Origin of the sequence: Pseudomonas sp. 06C 126, from assembly GCF_001855215.1 — a bacterium.
GTDB lineage: Bacteria > Pseudomonadota > Gammaproteobacteria > Pseudomonadales > Pseudomonadaceae > Aquipseudomonas > Aquipseudomonas proteolytica.
In genome coordinates, this window is record NZ_MIFU01000140.1 from 120,464 (window position 1) to 142,573 (window position 22,110).

Below are 22,110 nucleotides of genomic sequence, written 5' to 3' on the forward strand. Positions count from 1 at the left end.
GAACATTCCAATGTCTAAGAAAATCTTCGTAACCGACACCATCCTGCGCGACGCCCACCAATCGTTGCTGGCGACCCGCATGCGCACTGACGACATGCTGCCGATCTGCGACAAGCTCGACAAAGTCGGCTACTGGTCCCTGGAAGTCTGGGGCGGCGCGACCTTCGACGCCTGCGTACGTTTCTTGAAAGAAGACCCGTGGGAGCGCCTGCGCAAACTGCGCGCCGCGTTGCCTAACACGCGCCTGCAAATGCTTCTGCGTGGCCAGAACCTGCTGGGCTACCGCCACTACAGCGACGATGTGGTCAAGGCCTTCGTCGCCAAGGCCGCCGTGAATGGCATCGACGTGTTCCGCATCTTCGATGCCATGAACGACGTGCGTAACCTGCGCGTGGCCATCGAAGCGGTGAAAGCGGCGGGCAAGCACGCCCAGGGCACCATCGCCTACACCACCAGCCCGGTGCACACCATCGAGGCATTCGTGGCCCAGGCCAAGCAAATGGAAGCCATGGGTTGCGACTCGGTGGCAATCAAGGACATGGCCGGCCTGCTGACCCCGTACGCCACCGGCGAGCTGGTCAAGGCGCTGAAGGCCGAGCAGAGCCTGCCGATCTTTATCCACTCCCACGACACCGCTGGCCTGGCCGCGATGTGCCAACTCAAGGCCATCGAAAACGGTGCCGACCATATCGACACCGCCATCTCCAGCTTCGCCTGGGGCACCAGCCACCCGGGCACCGAGTCGATGGTCGCCGCCCTTAAAGGCAGCGAATTCGACACCGGCCTGGACCTGGAACTGCTGCAGGAAATTGGCCTGTACTTCTACGCCGTGCGCAAGAAGTACCACCAGTTCGAAAGCGAATTCACCGCCGTCGACACCCGCGTGCAAGTCAACCAGGTACCGGGCGGGATGATTTCCAACCTGGCCAACCAGTTGAAAGAGCAGGGCGCCCTCAACCGCATGAGCGAAGTGCTGGCCGAAATCCCGCGGGTGCGCGAAGACCTCGGCTTCCCGCCGCTGGTGACGCCAACCTCGCAGATCGTCGGCACCCAGGCGTTCTTCAACGTGCTGGCCGGCGAGCGCTACAAGACCATCACCAATGAAGTGAAGCTCTACCTGCAGGGCGGCTACGGCAAGGCGCCGGGCACCGTGGACGAGAAACTGCGGCGCCAGGCCATCGGCAGCGAAGACGTGATCGACGTGCGCCCGGCCGACCTGCTCAAGCCGGAAATGACCAAGCTGCGTGGCGAAATCGGCGCGCTGGCCAAGTCTGAAGAAGACGTGCTGACCTACGCCATGTTCCCCGATATCGGACGCAAGTTCCTCGAAGAGCGTGAAGCCGGGACCCTGAGCCCTGAAGTGCTGTTGCCAATCCCTGAAGCCGGCGGCGTGGCCCGTGCCGGCGGTGAAGGCGTGCCGACCGAGTTCGTCATCGACGTACACGGCGAAAGCTACCGCGTCGATATCACCGGTGTCGGCGTCAAGGCCGAAGGCAAGCGTCACTTCTACCTGTCCATCGACGGCATGCCGGAAGAAGTGGTGTTCGAACCGCTCAACGAATTCGTCGGCGGCGGCACCAGCAAACGCAAGCAAGCCAGCGAGCCGGGCCATGTGAGTACGGCCATGCCGGGCAATATCGTGGATGTGCTGGTCAAGGAAGGCGACGTGGTCAAGGCCGGCCAGGCTGTGCTGATCACCGAAGCGATGAAGATGGAGACCGAAGTGCAGGCGGCCATCGCCGGCAAGGTCAGCGCCGTTCACGTGGCCAAGGGCGACCGGGTCAACCCGGGCGAAATCCTGATCGAAATCGAAGGCTGATACACAGCCTTCGACACTACCGCTTAATCCTCGGGGGGCATGTGCCCCCTTTTTTTTGCGCAAAATTCAGAAGGTCAGGGTCCATTGGCCCATGACTGCCTGGCTGGTGCTGCGCGCGCCAACGTCACCGGTGTAAGTCAGGCCGACGCTCTGCGTGGCCGACACTGCCAGCCCCAGCCCGGCCTGCAAGGCCAGGCTGTCGCGGTTCAGCGCGGTGCCCTGGATGGTGAAATCGCTGTTGAACGCGTCCTTGTCCACCCATGCGGAGGACTGGCGCACGCTGCTACCTACATCGCCGTACAGATGCTTCCAGCTCGCGCTGACGTGAGGTTTGAGGCTCATCTGGTTGTCCAGCGTGTAGAGGCTGCTCATGCGCAGACCGAGGGTGGTGCTCAGATTCTGCTGGGTTTGCTCGCCGACGTTGAGGGCGCTCATGCCGCCTTTTTCTTTGAAGCGTTCGCGCTGGTAGCGCTGATAGCCTACGCCGGCGAACGGTTCGACGGTGAAACTGCCGTGGTCCACGCGATAGCCCAGCTCGCTGAGAAGCGTCTGGCTTTGCGCGGTGTACTTGCCCTTGAGCTGCTCCCGATAGTCGATGAAATCAAAGTCGACACTGCGTTTGTTCTGGCCGGCGTGGCTGCTATGGATCGCTCCCAGGCGCAGCGCCAGTGGCCCGTCCTCGCGCACTGCGTAAGCCCCCAGGTGCCAGCTGTCCAGCCCGGCCTTGAAGCGTTTGGCGCTCAGGTCGCTGGTGGATTTGGCGCCCACGACACCCACGCGCCAGGCAGGGTCCACGGCCCAATCGGCCCCCAGCACCAGGCCTCGGGTACGTTGCTGCAGGCCAGCGCTGCCGTGCTGCCCGCCCAGGCTGGCGCCGCTGCCCAGGCCCTGGAACCAGAAACGCCCGGGGGCATCGCCGTTCCCCTCGCGCATCACTGACAGCAGGCTGGCGTTCAGCGGGGCCAGGCTGTTCTGGGTGGCGCTGCCCAGGTTGGCGTTCTGGCTGCCGGCCAGTTGTTCAAGCACCGCGCCGAGCCTGTTGGGCGCCAGGTTGCTGAAGTAGTGGTAGTCATGGGTAATCCGCTCCAGATCGTAATCGCTCAGAACGCCTGGCTCCCACAATGCGTCTATGGCGTTGTCCAGTACCTGGGCGACGCTGCGGCCGTTGTGGGTGGTGGCGTAGTCGGCGAAATAAAAAGCGCTGGCAGGTACGGGATGTGCCTGCTCGCTGTCGCTGGGTGGCTCCATATCCCCGCGTGCGGCAACCATTGAAATACTGGCAGCGTTCAGCGCGAAGGTCATGACTATGGCAAGTCGCTTGGATGTGTAGGGCATACGGTCCCAACCTCTGATATGTGAGGCAGGGAATTTAGCGAGGTGGCCGGCGTACCACTGTCAGCGGCGGCGTGCGTAGTGCGCGGGAGATGTCTTTAGTCCGGAGCGAATGTACGCGTGCTCAATGTAGGTGAGCTGGTTTGCATTTTATTGCGTTTTTTAACCCGCTTAAGCGCAATAAATGCATTTTATTGCGTAAATAAAGCGGGCTTGGCAATCGCGCATGCACTATATTGCGTAATCAAGCCTGCTTCATTCGCCGAAGGTGCATTAAATTGCCAACGGAAGCCATTCACTCCCTGATGTTGCAAATCTTTAATGCCGGCCATTGGCACGACGCAATGCGGCTGGAGTTTTCCGAGCCTCAAAATGGTTTTGATGGACCCTGTCGGTTTCATTATCGGCAGGACTATCTCGTGGAGCACCTGGACGATATTGAACAAGGTTTTTGTTCTGCTGTGAGTGGGCGGTTTCCTCTGGAGTGGGATGTCACCTTCCTCAAGACGGCTCCTGCCTTCTTGCATGACATCGCACCGGCGGGTGCGGCGAAACGCTTCCTGCTGCAGCGAATGGGCGCCGACAAGCCGGACGATGTCAGCGTCGACTTGTTTCTGCTGGGCCGCTGCACACCGTCGCCTATTGGCAACCTGCGCATCAAGGAGTCCGTCGAGGCATTGGGTGTCAGGCCCGCCGTGGGCTTCAGCCGTCACGATGTGGTCAGTCGCGACAATGGCTTTCTGGAATACGCCTATGAGCAAGGCGCGGCCATTGGCGGCGCGACCGGGGCGGGCGGCGAAGCGCCGAAGTTGTTGATGGCCGAGCATCGCGACGGCCTGCTGTATCCGGACGCTGTTCTTCCCGACGCCGAGGTCGCCCAACACTGGTTTATCAAGTTTGCCCGCAATGGCGCGACCCTCAACGACCAAGCGATCCTCAGGAGCGAATTTCACTACTACAAGGCGCTGCAGGCGCTGGGTATCGAAACCGTCGCCGCCCAAGGGCTGGCGTTGGAAGAGGCGCACAAACCCAGCCTGTGGATGCAGCGTTTTGACCGTAACGTCACGTCGGCGGGCGTCGAGCGGCTGGCCGTCGAGTCGATCTATTCACTGGCGGGGGTCGTTACGCCGGGCAGCTATTTGGATCATCTGCACGTCGTGCAGATGCTCGCCGAACACTGGCGACAGGTCGGGCAGGGTGACGGCATTGCCGACTTGGTCGCCGAGTATTTGCGGCGAGACTTGCTCAACAAAATCCTCGGCAACTCGGATAACCACGGGCGTAACACTTCGATTATCCGCGAGCGCAACTCCATGCGTCTGGCGCCGATTTATGACTTGGCCCCCATGGTCATGGATGCCGAAGGCATCACCCGCACCACCAAGTGGCCCAAGGGCCTGGAAGTGGCCGGTGAAATTGACTGGCAAGGGGTTTGCGGCGCACTCGAGGGCCTGGTTGATCCGCAGCAAGCCTTTGAACGACTGCGCGCCGACGCCGAACACTTGCGGGCGTTGCCGGACATTCTGGTGAACAGTGGTTTGCCCCAGGAAACCTGGAAGCACCCCGCGATCGCGCTCGGCAAACTGGATCAACGTCTACAGCAATGGGGGCTGCGATGACTGTCAGCATGGATACACGCGCCCTGCTGATCCAGGGCATCGAGCAGGGCCTGGCCCAAGGCACCCTGCAAATCGGCGAAGCGGTACGCCGCCTTCGCGTTGAAGTCACGGGCCTGCACCAGAGCCAATTTGCCAGGATGTGCAAGATTTCCGTGCGCACGCTGGTGCATATCGAGCATGGCGAGGGCAATCAGACGCTCAAGTCGTTGAACGCCGTGTTCCGTCCGTTCGGCTTGCAGATGGGGGTGGTCAGGGTACGACGTTCGCTGGGCTGAAGCTTAGCCGCGTCGTACATAACCCTTGCCGTAGTGGCGCTCCATACGGGCCTGGATCAGTTCCAGGCCGATGGACAACACCCAGTAAATGATCGCCGCAGTGGTCAGCATCTCGATGTAGCGATAACTGGAGCGGCCATAGGATTGCGCCAGAAACATCACTTCCCAGACACCCATCACCGAAATCAGCGACGAGTCCTTGAGCATCGAGATGAACTGGTTAGTGGTGGGTGGAATGATCGTACGCATGGCTTGTGGCAGGGTGACATGCCAGAAGATCAGGCTGTCACGCATGCCCAGGGCCAGGGCGGCCTCACGTTGGCCATGGGGCACGCCGAGAATACCGGCACGGAAGATCTCGCTCAGGTAAGCCCCGTAGTTGAGCGACAAGGCGATGATCCCGGCGGCGATGGCGCCCGGGACCAGGCCCAGTTGCGGCAGGCCCAGGTAGATCAACAGGATCTGGATCAGCAACGGTGTGCCGCGAAAGAACGACGCATAGAAGCTGGCAATGCCAAAGGCCACGGCGCTTTTCGACAGGCGTCCCAGCGCGGTGACAAACCCCAGCACTGACGAAGCCGCGATCGAACACAGGCACAGAAACAACGTCAGCGCTGCGCCTTGCAGGAAGCCGCTGGGCGCCAGGCTCAGGCCCAGCAGGTTGGGCAGCTTGTCGAGGATGATCGAGAACTTCAGGTCAAAGCTCAGGAAAAAACTCGCGAACAGGGCGAACAGCACCGCCCAGGTCAGGTACAGGCGGGTGCGGAAACCGAAGAGGCGTTGTAGCCGCGATTCGCTAGCCACCGGCTTGGGAGGTGGGGGAAAGGCGGTCATTGGCTGATATCGGCGCCGATCCATTTCTGCGACAGCTTGCTCAAGGTGCCGTCCTGTTTCAGCTGGGCGAAGACTTCACGCACTTTGCTGTCCCACTGCGGGTCGCCTTTCTCGATCGCCACTGAATTGGGTTCTGAGTACAGCGCTTCGCCAGCGAGCTTGAAGCGTTTGTCCTCGGTCAAGCGCGGCTGGGCGGTGACCAGGTTGGTGAGGATTGCATCCAGGCGTACCCCTGCACCCAGGCCGAGGTCCTGGAAGGCTACGTTATCGGTGTCGTAGGGCGCGATCTGCACGTCCTCGAAGGGGTACTGCAATTGCGTGTCTTCGGCGCCTTCGATCACCAGGTTTTTGTTCAGGTAGCTTTCATAGCTGGAGGCGCTGGTAAGCCCGACCTTCTTGCCGCTCAAGTCCTTGGCGCCATGAATGCGATTGTCTTGGGCATTGACCACGATCACCGCCGGTGAGGCGTAGTACTGCACCGGAAAGTCAAATACCTCGGCGCGGGCTTTGCTCGGGGTCATCGAACAGATGCATATATCGTAACGGCCGCTCCAGCGACCGGCTGCGATCACATCCCAGGAGGGCGTTTCCAGACGCAGCTTCACGCCCAGTTTTTGCGCGACCGCCTTGGCCACATCGACGTCGAAGCCATCGAGTTGGTTCTGCTCATTGAGAAATGAGAACGGCGGGTAGCTTTCCATCAGCACGCCGACCAGTTCCTGCTTTTTCTCGATGCGCTCCAGAGTGGCACCGCCAAAGGCTTGGGTAGAGGCGGCCAGAATCGTCAGGCCGAGGGCCAGCAGCGGTGGAAATTTCACGATGAATACCTGAATAAAAAAGAGGTTGTTAATAACCAGAAGGTGCGTATTAAATAGTTATAAGAACGACTCTGATAGTGAGTTATTTTCATAAGCATATGAGTAAAAGGCATATGGGCTCAGTACACACAGTGATTCTCGACGGTGGCATGGGCCGCGAACTGCAGCGCCGTGGCGCGCCGTTTCGCCAGCCGGAGTGGTCTGCGCTGGCCTTGAGCGAAGCCCCGCAAGCGGTGGAAGCGGTGCACGCGGCGTATATCGAGAGCGGCGCCAATGTCATCACCAGCAATAGCTATGCGGTGGTGCCGTTCCATATCGGCGAGGCGCGGTTTGCCGCCGAAGGCCAGGCCCTGGCGGCCTTGGCGGGCGAACTCGCGCGCCGGGCGGTGGATGCCTCGGGCAAGGCGGTACGTGTGGCGGGCTCCTTGCCGCCGTTGTTTGGCTCCTATCGCCCTGACCTGTTTGAAGCCGATCGCGCCCTTGAGCTGCTGGCGCCGCTGGTAGCGGGCCTGGGGCCTCATGTCGATCTGTGGCTGGCGGAAACCCAAAGCTCCATCGTCGAAGCCCGGGCCATTCACGCCGGCCTGCCCGATGACGGCAAACCGTTTTGGCTGTCGTTTACCTTGCGCGACGAAGACACCGATGAGGTGCCGCGCCTGCGTTCGGGCGAACCCGTGACAGACGCAGCAGAAGCGGCGGCGCAGTTGGGTGTGCAGGTGTTGTTGTTCAACTGCAGCCAGCCGGAGGTGATTGGCGCCGCGATTGACGCTGCGCGGCAGACCTTTGAGCGCCTGGGGCGCGATATCCATATCGGCGCCTACGCCAACGCCTTCCCGCCGCAACCCAAGCAAGCCACGGCCAACGATGGCCTGGACCCGCTGCGCGAAGACCTCGACCCGCCCGGTTACCTGCATTGGGCGGCTGACTGGCAGGCGCGCGGTGCCAGCCATTTGGGCGGTTGCTGCGGGATTGGCCCGGAACACATCGCGGTGTTGGCGCAAAAGCTGGCCTGACCCCAGCGCCATCCAACGAAACCCTTGTGGGTGCCTGACCCACCGCCATAGCAGCCTCGTCGAAGCTCGACAGCTTTGATCTGTACTGCCTTGAGGTGGGATCAGGCCCGGCACTCTGCCAGGCTTCTCACCTGCCCATCTGTCGTCTGGTTGGCATCGGCAAGCCACGCTTCAAACCCGGCACCCACTGTCGGCCACTCCCCATCCAAAATCGAATACCACGCCGTATCGCGGTTCTGTCCCTTGACCACCATGTGCTGGCGGAACACCCCTTCAAAACTGAAGCCCAGGCGTTCGGCTGCGTATTTGGAGCGGGCATTGGCGTTGTTGCACTTCCATTCCAGGCGGCGGTAGCCCAGTTCAAAGGAATGCCTGGCCAGCAGGTACACCGCTTCGGTGCTTTTCGGTGAACGCTGCATCGGGGCGCCAAAGGTGACGTGGCCGATTTCGATGCGGCCCTGGGCCGGGACGATGGACATCAGGCTCAGAATCCCTTGTACCTCACCGCTGGCACGGTCGATCACGCTGAAAAAGTACGGGTCACTGTTGAGCGCGTGATTGTTCAGCCAGGCATCGAAGGCCGCGCGCTCGAGAAATGGGCCGTAGGGCAAATAGTCCCACAGCTTGGGGTCGGCGCCCGGGCCTTGCAGGGCGTGCCACAAGCCATCGGCGTGCCGAGACGGATCGAGTTTTTCCAGGCGAATGAAACGCCCCTCGATCAGTTGAACGCTGGGCGCCGCGACGCCTTTCCAGTCTGCAAGTGAAGTCGACATGCTGTTCTCCAGGGGAGTTGTATTGAGGCCTTGGCTTCAGAGGCCTTTGCGAAACTGGATAAAACCAGGGCGCTCAGCAATACGTTCGTATAACGCAATCGCCGTGGCATTGCTCTCATGGGTCAACCAGTGGACCTTGCAGCAACCATCGGCCTTGGCGGTGGTGTAGACGTATTCGATCAGTTTGCGGCCGATCCCACTGCCGCGTTGCGCCGGTTCTACCAGCAAATCCTGCAGGTAGCAGGAGTTCTCGATGCTCCAGTTGGAGCGATGGTAGATGAAATTGACCATGCCCAGCGCCTTGCCATCCTGCCAGGCCAGGGCCGAGTGCGTCGGCTCGTTGGGGTCGATCAGGCGTTGCCAGGTGCTGGCGCTGACCGTGTCTGGCAGCTCGCTGTTGTAGAAACGCAGGTACGCCTGCCACAGCGGCAACCAGGCGGCATGATCGGCTGCGCTGACCGGGCGGATTTCAATCGGGTGCATGGGGGGCTCCTTGGGGAATGAAGCGGGCGAGGGTCTGGTCGCGTACATCGGGGCTGGCGGCCAGACCGTCACGCACGCCGGCAATGTCTGCTGCGCTGCAGTTCTGGCTGAGTTTGCGCTTGCCCAGCAAACGCTCGATGGGCAGGGCGAAACCGACGATGGCCTTGAGCATGCCTTGAATGTAGTCGTCCGGCGCGTCGCTGACTTTCCAGGGCTGCGCGCGCGCCGATTCATGGCGGTCGGTCAGGGCGCTGACCAGTGCCAGCAGGCGCTCGGCGTCGGTGAACACATCGGCCTGGCCGTAAGCATGCACCGCGAGGTAATTCCAGGTCGGCACCACTTTGCCGTGTTCCGCCTTGGCCGGGTAAAAGCTCGGGCTGACATAGGCCTCGGCACTGGCAAAAATCACCAGGGCCTGGCTGCCGCTCTGCAGGTCCTGCCATTGCCGGTTGGCCTTGGCCAGGTGCCCGTAGAGGGTGCCATGGGGGCCCTCGTCGGGCTTGAGCAGCAGCGGTAGGTGGCTGGCTTGCAGGCCTTGTTCGCCAACGGTCACCAACTGGGCCAAGCGCGTGTGTTGGATCAGTTGGTGCAGTTCAGGCAAATCGTCGAGGGCAAAGGCGCGGGGTGTGTACATGGAGATTTTCCTTGGCGAATGCCAGCATCCTAGGCAGGCTAATGGTTCGTTGTAAGAGCCATCTTGTGCTCATTTCATAGGACCAATGCCGGAGCTGCCACATGCCGCCCATCGAGCCCCCGCTGTCTTTCAACCCGGCAGGCATTGAGCTGGACCGCCGGCAGGGCCTGACGCGCCAGCTTTACCTGGCCTTGCGCCAGCGCATCCTCGATGCACGCCTGGTCAGCGGTACGCGGCTGCCAGCCAGCCGTGATCTGGCGGCGGCGCTGGGGATTTCCCGCAACAGCGTGGTGCGGGCCTACGATCAGCTGTATGCCGAAGGTTTTATCGAGGGCCGGGTAGGGGATGGGACGTATGTGGCGCAGTTGCCGGAAAAATTATCCACAAAACTGTCCACAGGGTTTTCAACAGGCTTATCCCCAGCTTTATCCACAATTGATGCCGATCCGGCGGCAAATTCTCGCAAAAAAGTTATCCACAGCCCGGCTTTGGATCGTTTGCAAACCCATCATTTACCCCTGCCTCCCAGTGGGCCGCCCCGGGCTTTTCGGGTGGGCGTGCCGGCATTTGACCTGTTCCCTTTTGACGTGTGGGCCAAGCTGAATGCGGCTTTCTGGCGCAAGCCGGACTTGCAGCAACTGTGCTATGGCGACCCGGCCGGCGATGAGCGCCTGCGGGGCTTGATTGCCGCCTATTTGCGCAACGCCCGGGGCCTGCAGTGCAACGCTGCGCAAATAGTGATCACCAGTGGCGCGCAACAGGCAATCAGCCTTTGTGCACAGTTGCTGGTGCGGCCGGGAGATGGCGTAGCGATTGAAAATCCCGGCTACCGCGCTGCCGGGCACGCCTTCGCCATTGCTGGCGCACAGATGCAGGGTGTGACGGTGGATGCAGAAGGTATCGACTGCACCGCGCTGGGGGACAATCGTGTGGTCTACGTCACGCCCTCCCATCAATACCCGCTGGGGGTGGTCATGAGTCTGGCGCGGCGCCTGGAGTTGCTGGCCTGGTCCGAGCGCAGCGACGGTTGGATCGTCGAGGATGATTACGACGGCGAATACCGCTACAGCGGCGCCCCCCTGGCACCCTTGGCCGCGCTGGATCGCAGTGGTCGGGTGCTGTACGTCGGCACCTTTGGCAAGGTTGCGTTTCCGGCGTTGCGCCTGGGCTATCTGGTATTGCCGCCGGGGCTGGTGGACGCGTTCGCCCGGCGCCGTGCGGTGGACGTGCGCCATTCGGAAGTCAGCACCCAGGCAGTCATGGCTGAATTTATGGCCAGCGGGCATTTCCAGCGACATATCCGGCGCATGCGCCGTGCTGCGTTGAGTCGGCGCAATGCCCTGTTGGCGGGCTGGCCGCAGGGTGTGCCCGGCATGGGCAGCCTGCCTGTTGTCACGGCGGGGCTGCACCTGACCGTGCGGGTGGACAGCCTGGCGCGGGAGCGGGAATTGCTGGACCTGGCCGCCAAAGCCGATGTCGAAATCAACGGCTTGAGCAGCTATTGGCTGCCCGACTCCCTTGAGCCGCAGGACCAGCGTGCCGGCCTGGTGCTGGGTTTTGCCGCCGTGCCTGAAGAGGCCATCACCCAGGCCCTGGCGCGGCTGCGCAAGGCCTGGCGGGCCGACTGAGGGTCAGGTGTTGAAAAACAGCTTGTTGGCCAATGGCAGGCGGATTTCGCTGCGATAAATCGCGATCTGGTCACGGTCATTGCTGCTCGTGGCCTGGAAGGCGCCGCCGAGTTTCTGCTGCTCACGGGTCTTCAGATGCCCGGCGGTGTAGTCAGGCAGCGCCGCTTGTGGTGACCCGTAGTGAAAGTGCGCGTACCACAGCACCTCGTGGGTTTGATGGTCACGTACCTCGTATTCGTCCAGGTAGTTCTTGCCCGGTCCTTTGAGCCGCCGGCGGTTGACGACCTTGGCAATTTCCACCAGCCCCTTGTCGTACAGCCATTCGACTCGGGCGGCCGTGGGCGGTTGTTGCTTGGTCATGCTGATGCGCGTCTGTGTGCCCTTTTCGTAAAGGCGCTCGGCCGTGTCGTTGAGCTGTTTGTTGAGGGTGGCAGCGGAAGGGCGGTCACTTTCGGTCAGATTGAGTTCGGTGAGCGCCTGTTCAATCGTGCTGACCGCACGCTCCAGGCGGGCGGCATACTGGTGGAACATCTCTTCGATTTCCACCGGGATCCGCCCGGCTTTTTTTGAGTGGGAGATGATGCGCTGGGTCGCCTCGGGCTCGCCTTCGAGCACGCTTTTGCCCGCGTTGATGCTGACGCCCAGGTCCACCGCCGGAGGCGGCCGCGAGGTGCTGGCCTGCTGCTCGCGCTCGACCCAGACCCCTGGGGTTTTTTCGTGGAAGGTGGCAATCACCTTGCCCGTCATGGGTTCCTTCACGTCCACCAGATCGCTTTGGATTTCCCGAGGCTCGCCCACCACCACGCCGTCGAAGCGGGTCTTGATGATTTTCTTTTTCGGCGTTTGCACAACCTTGGCGGTCTCGGGCTTGGGTTCCAGGGCTTTTCTTTCGCGCAAGCATTGCGCCAGATTCTGCTCCGCGCGGCGGGCGAACTCGTCGATGTGCTGGCGCAGGCTCTCCAGCGGCTCGCGCAGCACCTGCTCCGGGTGCTCGGCGTGCAGGTCCAGCAAGCGCTGGTCGTTGATCGCAAACTGGTCGAGCAGGCTGTTGAGCGCTTCGATGCGCTCATCCAGGGAGCTTTCACTGATGGTGCTGACCATTTCGATCAGGCTCTGGATGTGAATGTCCGCCGCCTCGCTGATGTCATGCAGGCGCGCGCGCGCATCGACAAAGGCCTCGCCCTTGCCTTCCTTGATGCACAGGTAGCGCTGCAGGGTGATGTTGTAAGCCTTCAGGTCCGGCAGGGCGAGGTTGGGCAGCGCCTGCATCGTGGCCTGGATCACCCTGGCGCCTTCGATCCCGAGGTTTTCCAGTTGGCGAAAACGGGTGTCGATGTATTCCAGGCGCTGGATCATATCCACGGTCAAGGTCGACATGGCCTGTGCCTGCGCGGCTTGCTCCCTGGGGTTGGGCGCTCCCTCGGTCTCTATCGCGGCCAAGGTCGAGGACAGCAGGGCGCGAAACGGCTCCAGGCGTTCGGCGATGACGGAACGGGTCAGCAGCACCTGCTTGTTCAGGTAATCGATCATGTAGCCCTGATAATTGGGCACGGTGTCGATAATGTTCAGCGACCGCAGTTGACGGATCGGGACCTCGTATTCGGCCCTGCGCTCGTCGGCCTTTTCGATGAAGGACTCGCGGCGCTCCCCGGTGGAAGGGCCCGCTCCGGTGCCGATCTCGGCGTAGGCTGCAGAGATCTGCGATTGGCGGAGATTTTCAGTGGCGTCAAAGCGATTGAGTTTGTCCTTCAGGTCGCTGATGCGCGAAGGTTTTTCGGCCTGGGCGGCGCGTCGGCGGTTCCTGAAGCCACCCCCGCGCAGGCGCAGGCGGGTATCGATAAACCACTGGCCGGCCAGGTTGGACTGCAGCAAGGGGCCGGTGCGCGAAGGCGTGTTGGGGTCGATGATCACCACGTTGGAATGGCTGTCGACGTTGACTTCGAACCAGCGCTCTGCCACCGGCGCATACCACTTTTCCCCCTGCGGATAGAGGTGCAGGTGCAGGCCCGGCGTCTTGTTCTGGGCGCCCAGCCCTGTGGGCCTGCTGACTTTGAAACCGTCGAGCGTCGCGGCCAGCCTTGTGGGAAGGCTGTTCAGGGCACCGCTGGTGTACAGCGTGTCTTGATGCCGCGCCTGCAGCTCGGGTTCGCTGAGGTTGGGCTGTTTCACCACTACCACCTTGCGAACCGGTGTGGCGGGTTCTTCGACCGGCACCGGTGGCGTTGCCGGTAGACGTTTGAGGGGTTCGACCTGCTTGGGCGGATGGCGCAGGGCGACGTGCAGGATCAGCGCCATACCCAGGTTCAGCAACAGATCGGCCTCGGCAGCCCAGGAGGCCTGCGGGTCGTCGAGCTCCTGAGCCTGCTCGATGGTCTGCAAGTCGTCCATGATTTGCCAGATCCACGCGGCGATTCCCAGCGTGCGCCCGAAAAAAGGCAACACCGCGCTGAAAATCTGCCAGGCCGCCTGGCGGTAAGACGCCCAGCGTTTCTGCACATTGGACACCGATTGCCGGGTCGCCAGTTCGACCAGCGCGTTGGCATTGGCGGTGAATAGCGTGTGCAGGGTGTCATTGCCCAGCACCTCATCGCTCAAGGCGATGGGGCCACTCATATACAACAGGGTCTGCGACTCGATCAGCCCCCTCACCACCGTCCAGGGCGAGGGCAATTTATAGGGGAACACGTATTGGGCGTAGTTGAAGCGTGCGCCCTCCGGTAGCCAGGCCAGTACCGATTCGCGCAAGTCGTGGTCATGTTTGATGGCGTAAAGCAGGTTTTGCCGGGACGGGAATTGAATGAGCGACGGGTTCAGCAACGGCCGGTACAGCAGGCAGGGGCCACGCGTGTGATCACGGGGGCCGATCACAAACATGTTGGCGACGACATCCTGTTCGCGGGTGGGGCGCAGTGTCGGCACAAAGCCCAGCGCCCGGATGACGATCTCTTGCCCTTCGACCTTGCGCTCATGTGGCTCCACCTGCATGGCAGCGGCAACGTAGCGAAAGCCCTGGCCGTCGATGCCATGCTTGTGCTGAACCTTCCATTGCAGGGCCTGCAGGGGCAATTGCACCCGCAGGTGCATGGCGTACAGCGTCTGCCGGCGCTTGGATTCCAGGGGGGCATCCAGCAGCTTCTGTTTAATCAAGGCCGGGTAGTGCTTGCCGATGTCGAGGTCTTCGATCACGCCTTTGAGGTAGCGGTAAGACAACCACGCGGGTGCCTGGCTGCCCTTGTGGAGCACACGGGCCTGGCCGGTGGGAAGGCCGGCAAGGTTTTCCAGCGCCAGGTCTATCAGGCCGCGGCGGGTCGTGGTGTTGGGGCCGGGCACGACAAAGGTGCCCCACACTTGCGGGCTTTCGATGATGATCTCGATGTCGTCCACCTCAAGATGGGCACCCTCTCGATGGGCCTGAATGCGGTCCTGCAACTGTTGCCGGGCGTAGGTGCGGATTGGCGCAATGCCGTCGTTGAACAACCGGCCTTGGTTATGGGTGTGCAGTTCGGCCAGGCCTACCAACAGGTGGCTGTAAAGGGACACGTCGAGGTCTGACGCATCAGCCAGCCAAGGTGGAATACGCTCATGGATGTGGCGGATATTGGACAGTTCGTGATCGCTCAACTCTTCAATGCCCGGCAGGATGCGGGCGATGATCGGGCTTGGCTCGCCATCGTCTGCGCTGCCTGGCGAATCGGTGTCGACCAAAGCGCCAATCACCCCGATCTGCATGGCGATCAAGGCACAGGCCTGGTGGTCGAAATAGTTTGCCGGGGGTTCGTACAACCGCCAGTGCAAGGACAGGTCCGGGTGGGTGCGGGACAGTGTGGCGGGTAGGGTTTGCTCCAGTTGTTCGAGGGAGTCGAACCGTTGATAACCTTGCGCCAGCGAGTGCATCAGAATCAGAGGGCGTTGCTCGTGCTCGCCGATCAGCACCGCCGTGCCCGAGAGGCCGAGGTGGCGTGTTTGCCCGTTACTCAGGGTATCGATGTCGATCAGGTAGGCGCGGGATTTGTACGGATCTTGAGCGGTGCGTGTGGCGTGCTCGGGGTACTGGAAAAATATTCTGGCCATCGCGCATTCCTGCGCGCTCCAGCCTTCATGCTCGGTGACGTTCCAGACTCTGCGCAACATGTTGGAGAAGGCTTTCCAGCGTGGGCCTGTACCGGTGTTGGAGGTATTCCAGTAGTCCAGTTGCTGCTCTTGAAAGGCACTGAACAACAGGTTGGACAGCTCGTTTATCAGGCGTGCGATGGCATCGATTTGCACCGGCAGGTGAACGGGAGGCTGTGCCGAAGGGGTCAGCGTGAGGAAATGCTCGCCGTCGATATAGTCCACCGGTTCGGGCGACAACGCCTGGCGCGCCAGAATACTGGTCAACGACTCGCAAAGGGGCGCAAGCGGTTGTATGTCGCTGAGGGTAATACGCCAGCGGGGGGTGACCACCACCGCCAGGTCCGGGTCGATATCCAGCAGCGGGTATTGCTCCTTGAGCGCCGAGCGCAAGGTGGCGGCGGCAACGTCCCGGCTCGAAGGGCCGGTCGTCAGTTGGGTGAGCAGGTCGTAGGTACTGGGGGGGCGATTGATCGCGTTGCTCTGGTTAGCGGTAGGGGATTGATTGGGCATCTTCAGCTCCTTGATGGTGGACAGACCTTCAGAGGCGCAAGGTACTGACCGCAGGCGCTGCGATGACGGTAGATAGTTGCGGCCCACCCCGGTTCGGCGGTGGGCGGCAAGGGGGCAACCTCAGGTGCCGGACTTGATCCGCGTCCAGGCGCGGGTCCTGGCGCGTTCTGCCTTGCTGTCCAGAGGCTTGAGGGTATAGAGCGTCGCCATGGCGGCTTCGGTGGGGTACAGGTTGGGGTTGTTGCGTATGGCCGGGGCAACCTGCGCGGTGGCGTCCTTATTGGGGTTGGGGTAACCGACAAAGTCACTGATGGGCGCAATCACCTGGGGCTGTAGCAGGTAGTTGATAAAGGTGTAGGCGTCCTGCGGATTCTTCGCCCCCTTGGGAATGGCAAGCATGTCGAACCAGATCGGCGCGCCTTCCTTGGGCAGGCGCATGTCGACGGTCACGCCATTGTTGGCTTCCTTGGCGCGGTTGGCGGCCTGGGAAAAGCTGCCGGAATAACCGACCGCCACGCAGATGTCGCCGTTGGCGATATCGGCCATGTACTTGGATGAATGAAAGTAGGTGATGTACGGGCGGATCTCGAGCAGCAGGGCCTGGGCTTTTTCATAGTCCGCAGGCTTGTTGCTGTTGGGGTCCAGGCCCAGGTGCTGCAGGGCCAGTGGCAGGATCTCGGACGGCGAGTCCAGCAGGGCGACGCCGCACTGCTTGAGTTTGCTGATGTTCTCTTGCTTGAAGATCAGGTCCCAGCTGTCCACCGGTGCATCGGCGCCCAGGGCGGCCTTGACCTTGTCCGGGTTGAAGCCGATGAGGATGGTGCCGTACATGTAGGGCACCGCGTGTTTGTTGCCGGGATCGTTGGCCTCGATCAGCTTCATCAGCTTGGGATCGAGGTGGTTCCAGTTGGGCAACTGGCTGCGGTCCAGGGGCTGGAACACCCCGGCCTCGATCTGCTTGGCCAGGAACACATTGGACGGCACCACCACGTCATACCCGGAGTTGCCGGTCAGCAGCTTGGCTTCCAGGGCCTCGTTGGTGTCGAAGATGTCGTACACCAGTTTGATCGCCGGGTTCTGCGCCTTGAACTCTTCCAGGGCCTTGGGCGTGATGTAGTCGAACCAGTTGTAGACCCGCAGGGTTTTTTCGTCGGCGTGGGCGGCGGTGCTGAACACGGCAGCGCAGAGCATAAGCGACTTGAGCATGTTCATTGGGCTGCCCCCTCAAAACCTTCGAGCACGTTGACGGCGTTGATGCCGATTTCTGCCACTGCGTAGCCGCCTTCCATCACAAACAGCGTCGGCTTGCCCAGGCGCGCGATACGCGCGCCCATGGCCAGGTAGTCCGGGCTGTCGAGCAAAAATTGCGAGATGGGATCGTCCTTGAACGTGTCCACGCCCAGGGACACCACGATGATCTCGGCGCCATAGCTCTCGATCTTGCGGCAGGCCTGTTCCAGCGCAGCGCTCCAGGTGTCCCAGGCGGAACCGGCCGGCAGCGGGTAATTGAAGTTGAAGCCCTCGCCGGCACCTTCGCCCAACTCATCGGCATACCCGAGGAAGAACGGAAACTCGGCCTGCGGATCTCCATGGATCGAAGTGAACAGCACATCGCTGCGCGCGTAGAAGATCGACTGGGTGCCGTTGCCATGGTGGTAATCCACATCGAGGATCGCGACCTTTTTACAGCCCTGGTCGATAAAGGCCTGGGCGGCGATGGCGGCGTTGTTGAGGTAGCAATAACCGCCCATCAAGTCGCCGGCGGCGTGATGCCCTGGCGGTCGGCACAAAGCGAAAGCGCTGTGGGCGCCCTGTTGGATCGCCTGTTGCGCCGTCAGTGCGACCTGCGCCGCGCTGTAGGCCGCTTGCCAGGTACCGGCGGTAATCGGCGCGCCGCCGTCGAAGCTGTAATAGCCCAGTTGGCCGTGCAGGCTGGTGGGCAGCACGCGGCGCAAGGTGCGGGCGGGCCAGGTGTAGGGCAGCAGGTCGCCGTCCTGGCGCATTTCTACCCAGCGGGCCCACGCACCCTGGAAGAAGTCGAGGTAGTCGCGGCTGTGGATGCGTTGCAGTGGCGCCAGGCCAAAGTCCTGGGGCGCTTGCACCGGGCCCAGTTCACGCTCCTTGACCCGTTGCAGCACGTGATCGGCGCGCGAGGGCATTTCAAAGCAGGGCATCAATTGCCCTTCCATCAATTCGCAACGGCCGTGGTGCAGGTGGTGATCGTCCGAGTAGATCGTCAGCATTTTTGTTGTGCTCCGCAGGCTGCTTGGGATGCCTTGCAGTGTTGCGGGGTACACCGGTTTGGAGAACGGCAGGAGCGGCCAAAAGGGGATAAATATGGCCAGATTATCTGTCCGTAATTCGCCCCTCCATGGAGCGTCATGCTCGAAATTGACTCGGCGCCACGCCGCTCCAGCGTACAAAGGCATGCCGGAAGCTCGCGGTCTCGCTGAAACCCAACTGCTCGGCGATGCGGTAGATCGGCCACTGGTCTTGTGCCAACAGTTGCTTGGCGCGCTCAAAGCGCAGTTCGTCCAGCAACTCCTGATAGCTGCAGCCCAGGTCGTGCAAGCGGCGGCGTAGGGTGCGCGGCGAACAGTTCATCTGCTGGGCCAGGCCATCAAGCCCCGGTGCGGCGTGCAGTTGCGCCGTGAGCAATTGGCGGACCCGCCCCAGCCAGGCCTCGCGCCCGGTGAATTCGGTGTTCTGTTTGCGGCAGCGCTCGGCCATGGCCCGGTGGGTCACGGTGTCGGCCAGGGGCAAAGGTTGGGCGAGCCAGCGCTGGTCAAAGGCGAACGCATTGGCCGTGGCCTGGAACTGCAAACGGCAGTCGAAGCACTCGGCGTAGCGCGCCTGATAATCCGGCGCAGCATGCTCGAAGCGTGCACCCAACAAGGGCAGCGGGTGACCGAGCAGGTCGTCGCAGATCACCTTCAACGACCCCAGGCACAGCTCCACATTGAACGCGGTCAGCGCCGGGCTCTCTCGGTAATCGCTGGCGGTGAACCAGATACGCTCGCCGTCTTCCACAAGGCTCAGTTCGAACAGTGTTCCCAACAGCGCCGGATAACGCAGGGCCAGGCGCAAAGCGTCACCGAAAGTGGCACTGGTGAGCAGGGCATAGCCGAGCATGCCGTAGGCCGATACGTGCATGCGCCGTCCCACGATCAGCCCGATATCGCGCTGCAAGGCCACCGCATTGGCGCACACCTGCATCTCCTGGTGCGTGGCGATGCGTGTGTCGGCGCGGCTCAAGTCCGCCGCACAGATACCGCTGCCGGCCAGCAGCGCTTCGGCGGGCAAGCCTTCGGCCTTGAAGGTGCTGAGCACCAGGGAAACGGCATTGAGGGTGGTCAGGTGGGAGTGCAGCATGGGAACTTCCAGCCAGGGGATGGCTGGAAGTGGAGCAAGTTATATGCCGCTCAGCGCAGTTCGCCGCACAGGTCCAGTTCGACCAGGCGCCGCACTTGGTCGTTGGACAGTCCGGCGCCGAGCAGGGCCTGCAGTTTGCCGAACACGGCTTCGCGGGTCATGCCACCACCGGACAACACGCCGACTCCACGCAAGCGGCTGCCCGCTTCATACACGTCCAGTTCCACGCCACCTTCATGGCATTGGGTGATTGCCACGACCATGACGTGCCGATCCTGCGCACGCTGCAGGCTGGCGAGGAACGCCGGGTTATCGCTCGGCCCGGTGCCACTGCCAAAGCATTCCAGCACCAGCGCCTGGATGCCGCTGTCCACCAATGCATCCAGTTGCCCGGCATCAATGCCCGGCACCAGCGGTAGTACGCCGACATTGGCCAGGGCCTTGGGCTGGCGGTAGTCCAGGGCGGCGGGCAACGCCTGGGCCTTGGCCACGCCACCGTTGCGCTGCAACGCGGCAAACGGATGCCGGCCAAAACTGCGGATCTTCGCGCAACGGGTCGGCGCCATCAGTGCGCCGTGGAAGTACAGGTGCACACCCGGTGCCAGGCCTTCGCCCAACGCCGCCAGGGCGCCGCTGACGTTTTCCCAGGCATCGCTGTCGGGCACGCCGGCTGGCAGCATCGAGCCGGTGAACACCACCGGCGCCGGCAGGCCCAGCAGTTGGAAGCTCATGGCCGCCGCGCTGTAGGCCAGGGTGTCAGTGCCATGCAGGATCAGTACGGCGTCGCAGCCTTCGTCCACGGCTTCGACCACGGCGCTGCGCAGGCGCTGCCAGTAGGCGGGCGTCATATTGGCGCTGTCGATCAGCGGCGCCATTTCCCTGAAACGCCAAGTGGGCGCTGGCAGGTGGGCAAGTTGTTCGCGCATGCGCGCTTCAAAACCCGAAGCGGGCGCCAGGCCGTTGGCGCTGGCCTGCATGCCGATGGTGCCGCCGGTGTAGAGCACCATGATGTGATTGGCTTTGGACATCGAAGAATCTCCTGAACGAAAAACGCCGCCGGGCCCAGAGCATGCCCAAGGCCGGGCGGCGTGTCATCTGTCTACGCTCAGCGTTGCACTTGGGCGTTCAGTGGCGCGGTTGCTTGAGCGGTTGGCTCAGGCTGCACCGGGTTGGCCGGCCAGGCCTTGCGGTCCAGGTCCAGATCGGGGAACTGGCTGGAGTCGAACACCGGGGTCTTGATGCCCGCCGCGCGCTGGTTGTCGTAGTCGTTGAGGATGCGCATGGCGATCTTGAACAGGAACGCCAGGGCGAACAGGTTGACGAACGCCAGCATGGTCATGGTGATGTCGGCGAAGGCAAACACCGTGCTGAGGTTCTCGATCGAGCCCCAGAAAATCAGGACCAGCACCAACGCGCGATAACCGATCAGCACTTTGCGGTTGTTACCCACCAAAAAGCGCAGGTTGCTCTCGCCCAGGTAGTAGTTGTACATGATCGAGGTGAACACGAACAACGCCAGGGCTACCGAGATAAACATCCGCCCCCAGTCACCCACCACGGCCGCCAGGGAGTTCTGGGTCAGGGCAATGCCGTCGCCTTCAAAACCTGGGGTGTAGAAGCCCGACAGCAGGATCAGCAGTGCGGTGCAGGTGCAGATGATAAAGGTGTCGAGGAACACGCTGAACGCCTGCACCACGCCCTGGGCAACGGGGTGTTCCACCGAGGCCACGGCTGCCACGTTGGGCGCGCTGCCCAGGCCTGCTTCGTTGGCGAACACGCCGCGCTTCACGCCCATGATGATCGCACTGCCCACCAGGCCGCCGAAGGCCTGGTCCAGACCGAAGGCGCTCTTGACGATAGTCGCGAGCATGGCCGGTACCTGGTCGAATTGCAGCACGATCACGTAGACCGTCACGGCGATGTACACCAGGGTCTTGACCGGCACCAGCAGGTCGGCGATCGAGGCGATGCGCTTGATCCCGCCGATAAACACCAGGCCCAGCAAGACCGCGAGGGCCAGGCCGGTGTAGGTGGTGTCAAAGCCAAACGCGTTGTTCAGCGAGTGGGTCACGGCATGGGCTTGCAGGCCGTTGAAGGCGAACCCGAAGGTCACCAGCAGCAGGAACGCCATCACCATGCCCAGCCAGCGTTTCTGCAGGCCGTGCTGGATGTAATAGGCCGGGCCGCCACGGTAGGTGCCTTCGGCGTCGGTGCGTTTGTAGAGCTGGCCGAGGGAGCACTCGATAAAGCTCGAGGACATGCCCACCAGCGCGGTGACCCACATCCAGAACACGGCACCCGGCCCGCCCAGGGTCACGGCAATGCCGACGCCGGCGATGTTACCGGCGCCCACCCGCCCGGCCAGGCTGAGCATCAGCGCCTGGAACGAACTGAGTTGGCCGGCACTGCTTTTCAGGCTGTCGCGAAACACCGCGAACATGTGAAAGAAGTGACGAAACTGAACGAAACGCGAGCGGATCGTGAAGTAACCACCGAGCCCGACAATGAGCACGATCAGTACTTTTCCTGAGAGGAAGTCGTTAATGACTTCTAGCATGGAGTATTCCTCGCTGTTTTTTGTAAAAGCAAAAGCCGGACGGCTCGACTCCAACCCATTTCGCAGACAGCACGATAGGTGGGGCGAGTGGTCGTCCCGGTTCCAAGTCGCGGGTTGTTATTAGTTCGGCGTTCGCATGCGGCTGGCGGCCGTGCATGCGAAGAGGGGCGGCACTATACCTAGGTGCGCGCCAGCCGTCTGCAAGCAGCGCAACTGGGCGAGGAATGGTAGGCGGGCAAAGGGCTGAACCGTTTCACTATTGTAGGAGCGAGCTTGCTCGCGAAAAACGCCCAGGCACCGCGTTTTTCAGGGCGCCGGCGTCATCGTTGG

At 62.1% G+C, this 22,110-nt stretch carries 18 protein-coding genes; 5 read left to right on the top strand and 13 right to left on the bottom strand.

Annotation, left to right across the window (positions count from 1 at the left end):
• Positions 1 to 10: 10 nt before the first annotated feature.
• A complete protein-coding gene (gene oadA, locus BHC62_RS25820; RefSeq protein WP_029290033.1) occupies positions 11 to 1,819 on the top strand; it encodes a sodium-extruding oxaloacetate decarboxylase subunit alpha in 1,809 nt (602 codons plus the stop codon).
• Between the two features lie 66 nt (positions 1,820 to 1,885).
• Here oadA and BHC62_RS25825 read toward each other — a convergent pair whose 3' ends face one another.
• Together BHC62_RS25825 and BHC62_RS28680 are read right to left on the bottom strand one after the other, a co-directional pair.
• On the bottom strand, positions 1,886 to 3,154 hold the full coding sequence (locus tag BHC62_RS25825) for an autotransporter domain-containing protein (RefSeq protein WP_070996659.1): 1,269 nt from the start codon (positions 3,152 to 3,154) through the stop codon (positions 1,886 to 1,888).
• 188 nt (positions 3,155 to 3,342) lie between these two features.
• Positions 3,343 to 3,597, bottom strand: coding sequence for a hypothetical protein (locus BHC62_RS28680; RefSeq protein WP_169389581.1), 255 nt, complete (start codon positions 3,595 to 3,597; stop codon positions 3,343 to 3,345).
• On the opposite strand from BHC62_RS28680, the gene BHC62_RS25830 reads away from it, so the two are divergent.
• The gene (locus BHC62_RS25830) at positions 3,496 to 4,770 is read left to right on the top strand and encodes a type II toxin-antitoxin system HipA family toxin (RefSeq protein WP_083335490.1); all 1,275 of its coding nucleotides are present in this window, start codon (positions 3,496 to 3,498) and stop codon (positions 4,768 to 4,770) included. The two genes, BHC62_RS28680 and BHC62_RS25830, sit on opposite strands and share 102 nt — an antisense overlap.
• An 8-nt stretch (positions 4,771 to 4,778) precedes the next feature.
• Complete coding sequence (locus BHC62_RS25835) at positions 4,779 to 5,045, top strand: helix-turn-helix domain-containing protein (RefSeq protein WP_371128935.1); 267 nt, start codon at positions 4,779 to 4,781, stop codon at positions 5,043 to 5,045.
• Positions 5,046 to 5,048: 3 nt separating this feature from the next.
• On the opposite strand, the gene BHC62_RS25840 is transcribed toward BHC62_RS25835, so the two are convergent.
• Positions 5,049 to 5,879 (bottom strand): amino acid ABC transporter permease, encoded by an 831-nt coding sequence (locus BHC62_RS25840; protein WP_029290023.1) that lies wholly within the window; start codon positions 5,877 to 5,879, stop codon positions 5,049 to 5,051.
• The gene (locus tag BHC62_RS25845) at positions 5,876 to 6,697 is read right to left on the bottom strand and encodes an ABC transporter substrate-binding protein (RefSeq protein ID WP_070996663.1); all 822 of its coding nucleotides are present in this window, start codon (positions 6,695 to 6,697) and stop codon (positions 5,876 to 5,878) included. The genes BHC62_RS25840 and BHC62_RS25845 overlap by 4 nt, the downstream gene beginning before the upstream one ends.
• A gap of 113 nt (positions 6,698 to 6,810) precedes the next feature.
• Between BHC62_RS25845 and BHC62_RS25850 the strand changes: the two genes are divergently transcribed.
• Positions 6,811 to 7,710, top strand: a complete 900-nt coding sequence (locus BHC62_RS25850) for a homocysteine S-methyltransferase family protein (protein WP_070996664.1) — start codon at positions 6,811 to 6,813, stop codon at positions 7,708 to 7,710.
• A 101-nt stretch (positions 7,711 to 7,811) separates the two neighbouring features.
• On the opposite strand, the gene BHC62_RS25855 is transcribed toward BHC62_RS25850, so the two are convergent.
• Genes BHC62_RS25855 through BHC62_RS25865 form a run of 3 tightly spaced genes read right to left on the bottom strand, consistent with a single transcriptional unit; the run spans position 7,812 to position 9,600 of the window.
• Positions 7,812 to 8,483, bottom strand: a complete 672-nt coding sequence (locus BHC62_RS25855) for a GNAT family N-acetyltransferase (RefSeq protein WP_070996666.1) — start codon at positions 8,481 to 8,483, stop codon at positions 7,812 to 7,814.
• 36 nt (positions 8,484 to 8,519) lie between these two features.
• On the bottom strand, positions 8,520 to 8,966 hold the full coding sequence (locus BHC62_RS25860) for a GNAT family N-acetyltransferase (RefSeq protein ID WP_070996668.1): 447 nt from the start codon (positions 8,964 to 8,966) through the stop codon (positions 8,520 to 8,522).
• Positions 8,953 to 9,600 carry an FMN-binding negative transcriptional regulator gene (locus BHC62_RS25865; RefSeq protein ID WP_070996670.1) on the bottom strand — a complete coding sequence of 216 codons (648 nt, stop codon included), beginning with the start codon at positions 9,598 to 9,600 and terminating at the stop codon, positions 8,953 to 8,955. The genes BHC62_RS25860 and BHC62_RS25865 overlap by 14 nt, the downstream gene beginning before the upstream one ends.
• A 101-nt stretch (positions 9,601 to 9,701) precedes the next feature.
• Between BHC62_RS25865 and BHC62_RS25870 the strand changes: the two genes are divergently transcribed.
• Positions 9,702 to 11,228, top strand: coding sequence for a PLP-dependent aminotransferase family protein (locus BHC62_RS25870; protein ID WP_070996672.1), 1,527 nt, complete (start codon positions 9,702 to 9,704; stop codon positions 11,226 to 11,228).
• Positions 11,229 to 11,231: 3 nt separating this feature from the next.
• Here the strand turns inward: BHC62_RS25870 and BHC62_RS25875 are convergent, their stop codons facing one another.
• From BHC62_RS25875 to BHC62_RS25900, 6 genes are all read right to left on the bottom strand, one after another.
• Entirely contained in the window at positions 11,232 to 15,851 is a 4,620-nt protein-coding gene (locus BHC62_RS25875) for a dermonecrotic toxin domain-containing protein (RefSeq protein ID WP_070996674.1), read from the bottom strand.
• A 120-nt stretch (positions 15,852 to 15,971) separates the two neighbouring features.
• A complete protein-coding gene (locus BHC62_RS25880; RefSeq protein WP_070996675.1) occupies positions 15,972 to 17,063 on the bottom strand; it encodes a polyamine ABC transporter substrate-binding protein in 1,092 nt (363 codons plus the stop codon).
• The gene (locus tag BHC62_RS25885; protein WP_070996677.1) at positions 17,060 to 18,094 is read right to left on the bottom strand and encodes a histone deacetylase family protein; all 1,035 of its coding nucleotides are present in this window, start codon (positions 18,092 to 18,094) and stop codon (positions 17,060 to 17,062) included. Before BHC62_RS25885 ends, BHC62_RS25880 begins: the two co-directional genes overlap by 4 nt.
• Before the next feature lie 136 nt (positions 18,095 to 18,230).
• Entirely contained in the window at positions 18,231 to 19,223 is a 993-nt protein-coding gene (locus tag BHC62_RS25890; protein WP_029290004.1) for an AraC family transcriptional regulator, read from the bottom strand.
• 50 nt (positions 19,224 to 19,273) lie between these two features.
• A complete protein-coding gene (locus BHC62_RS25895) occupies positions 19,274 to 20,251 on the bottom strand; it encodes an asparaginase (RefSeq protein WP_070996679.1) in 978 nt (325 codons plus the stop codon).
• Between the two features lie 77 nt (positions 20,252 to 20,328).
• Positions 20,329 to 21,780 (bottom strand): sodium:alanine symporter family protein, encoded by a 1,452-nt coding sequence (locus tag BHC62_RS25900; RefSeq protein ID WP_029290000.1) that lies wholly within the window; start codon positions 21,778 to 21,780, stop codon positions 20,329 to 20,331.
• Between the last annotated feature and the right edge of the window lie 330 nt (positions 21,781 to 22,110).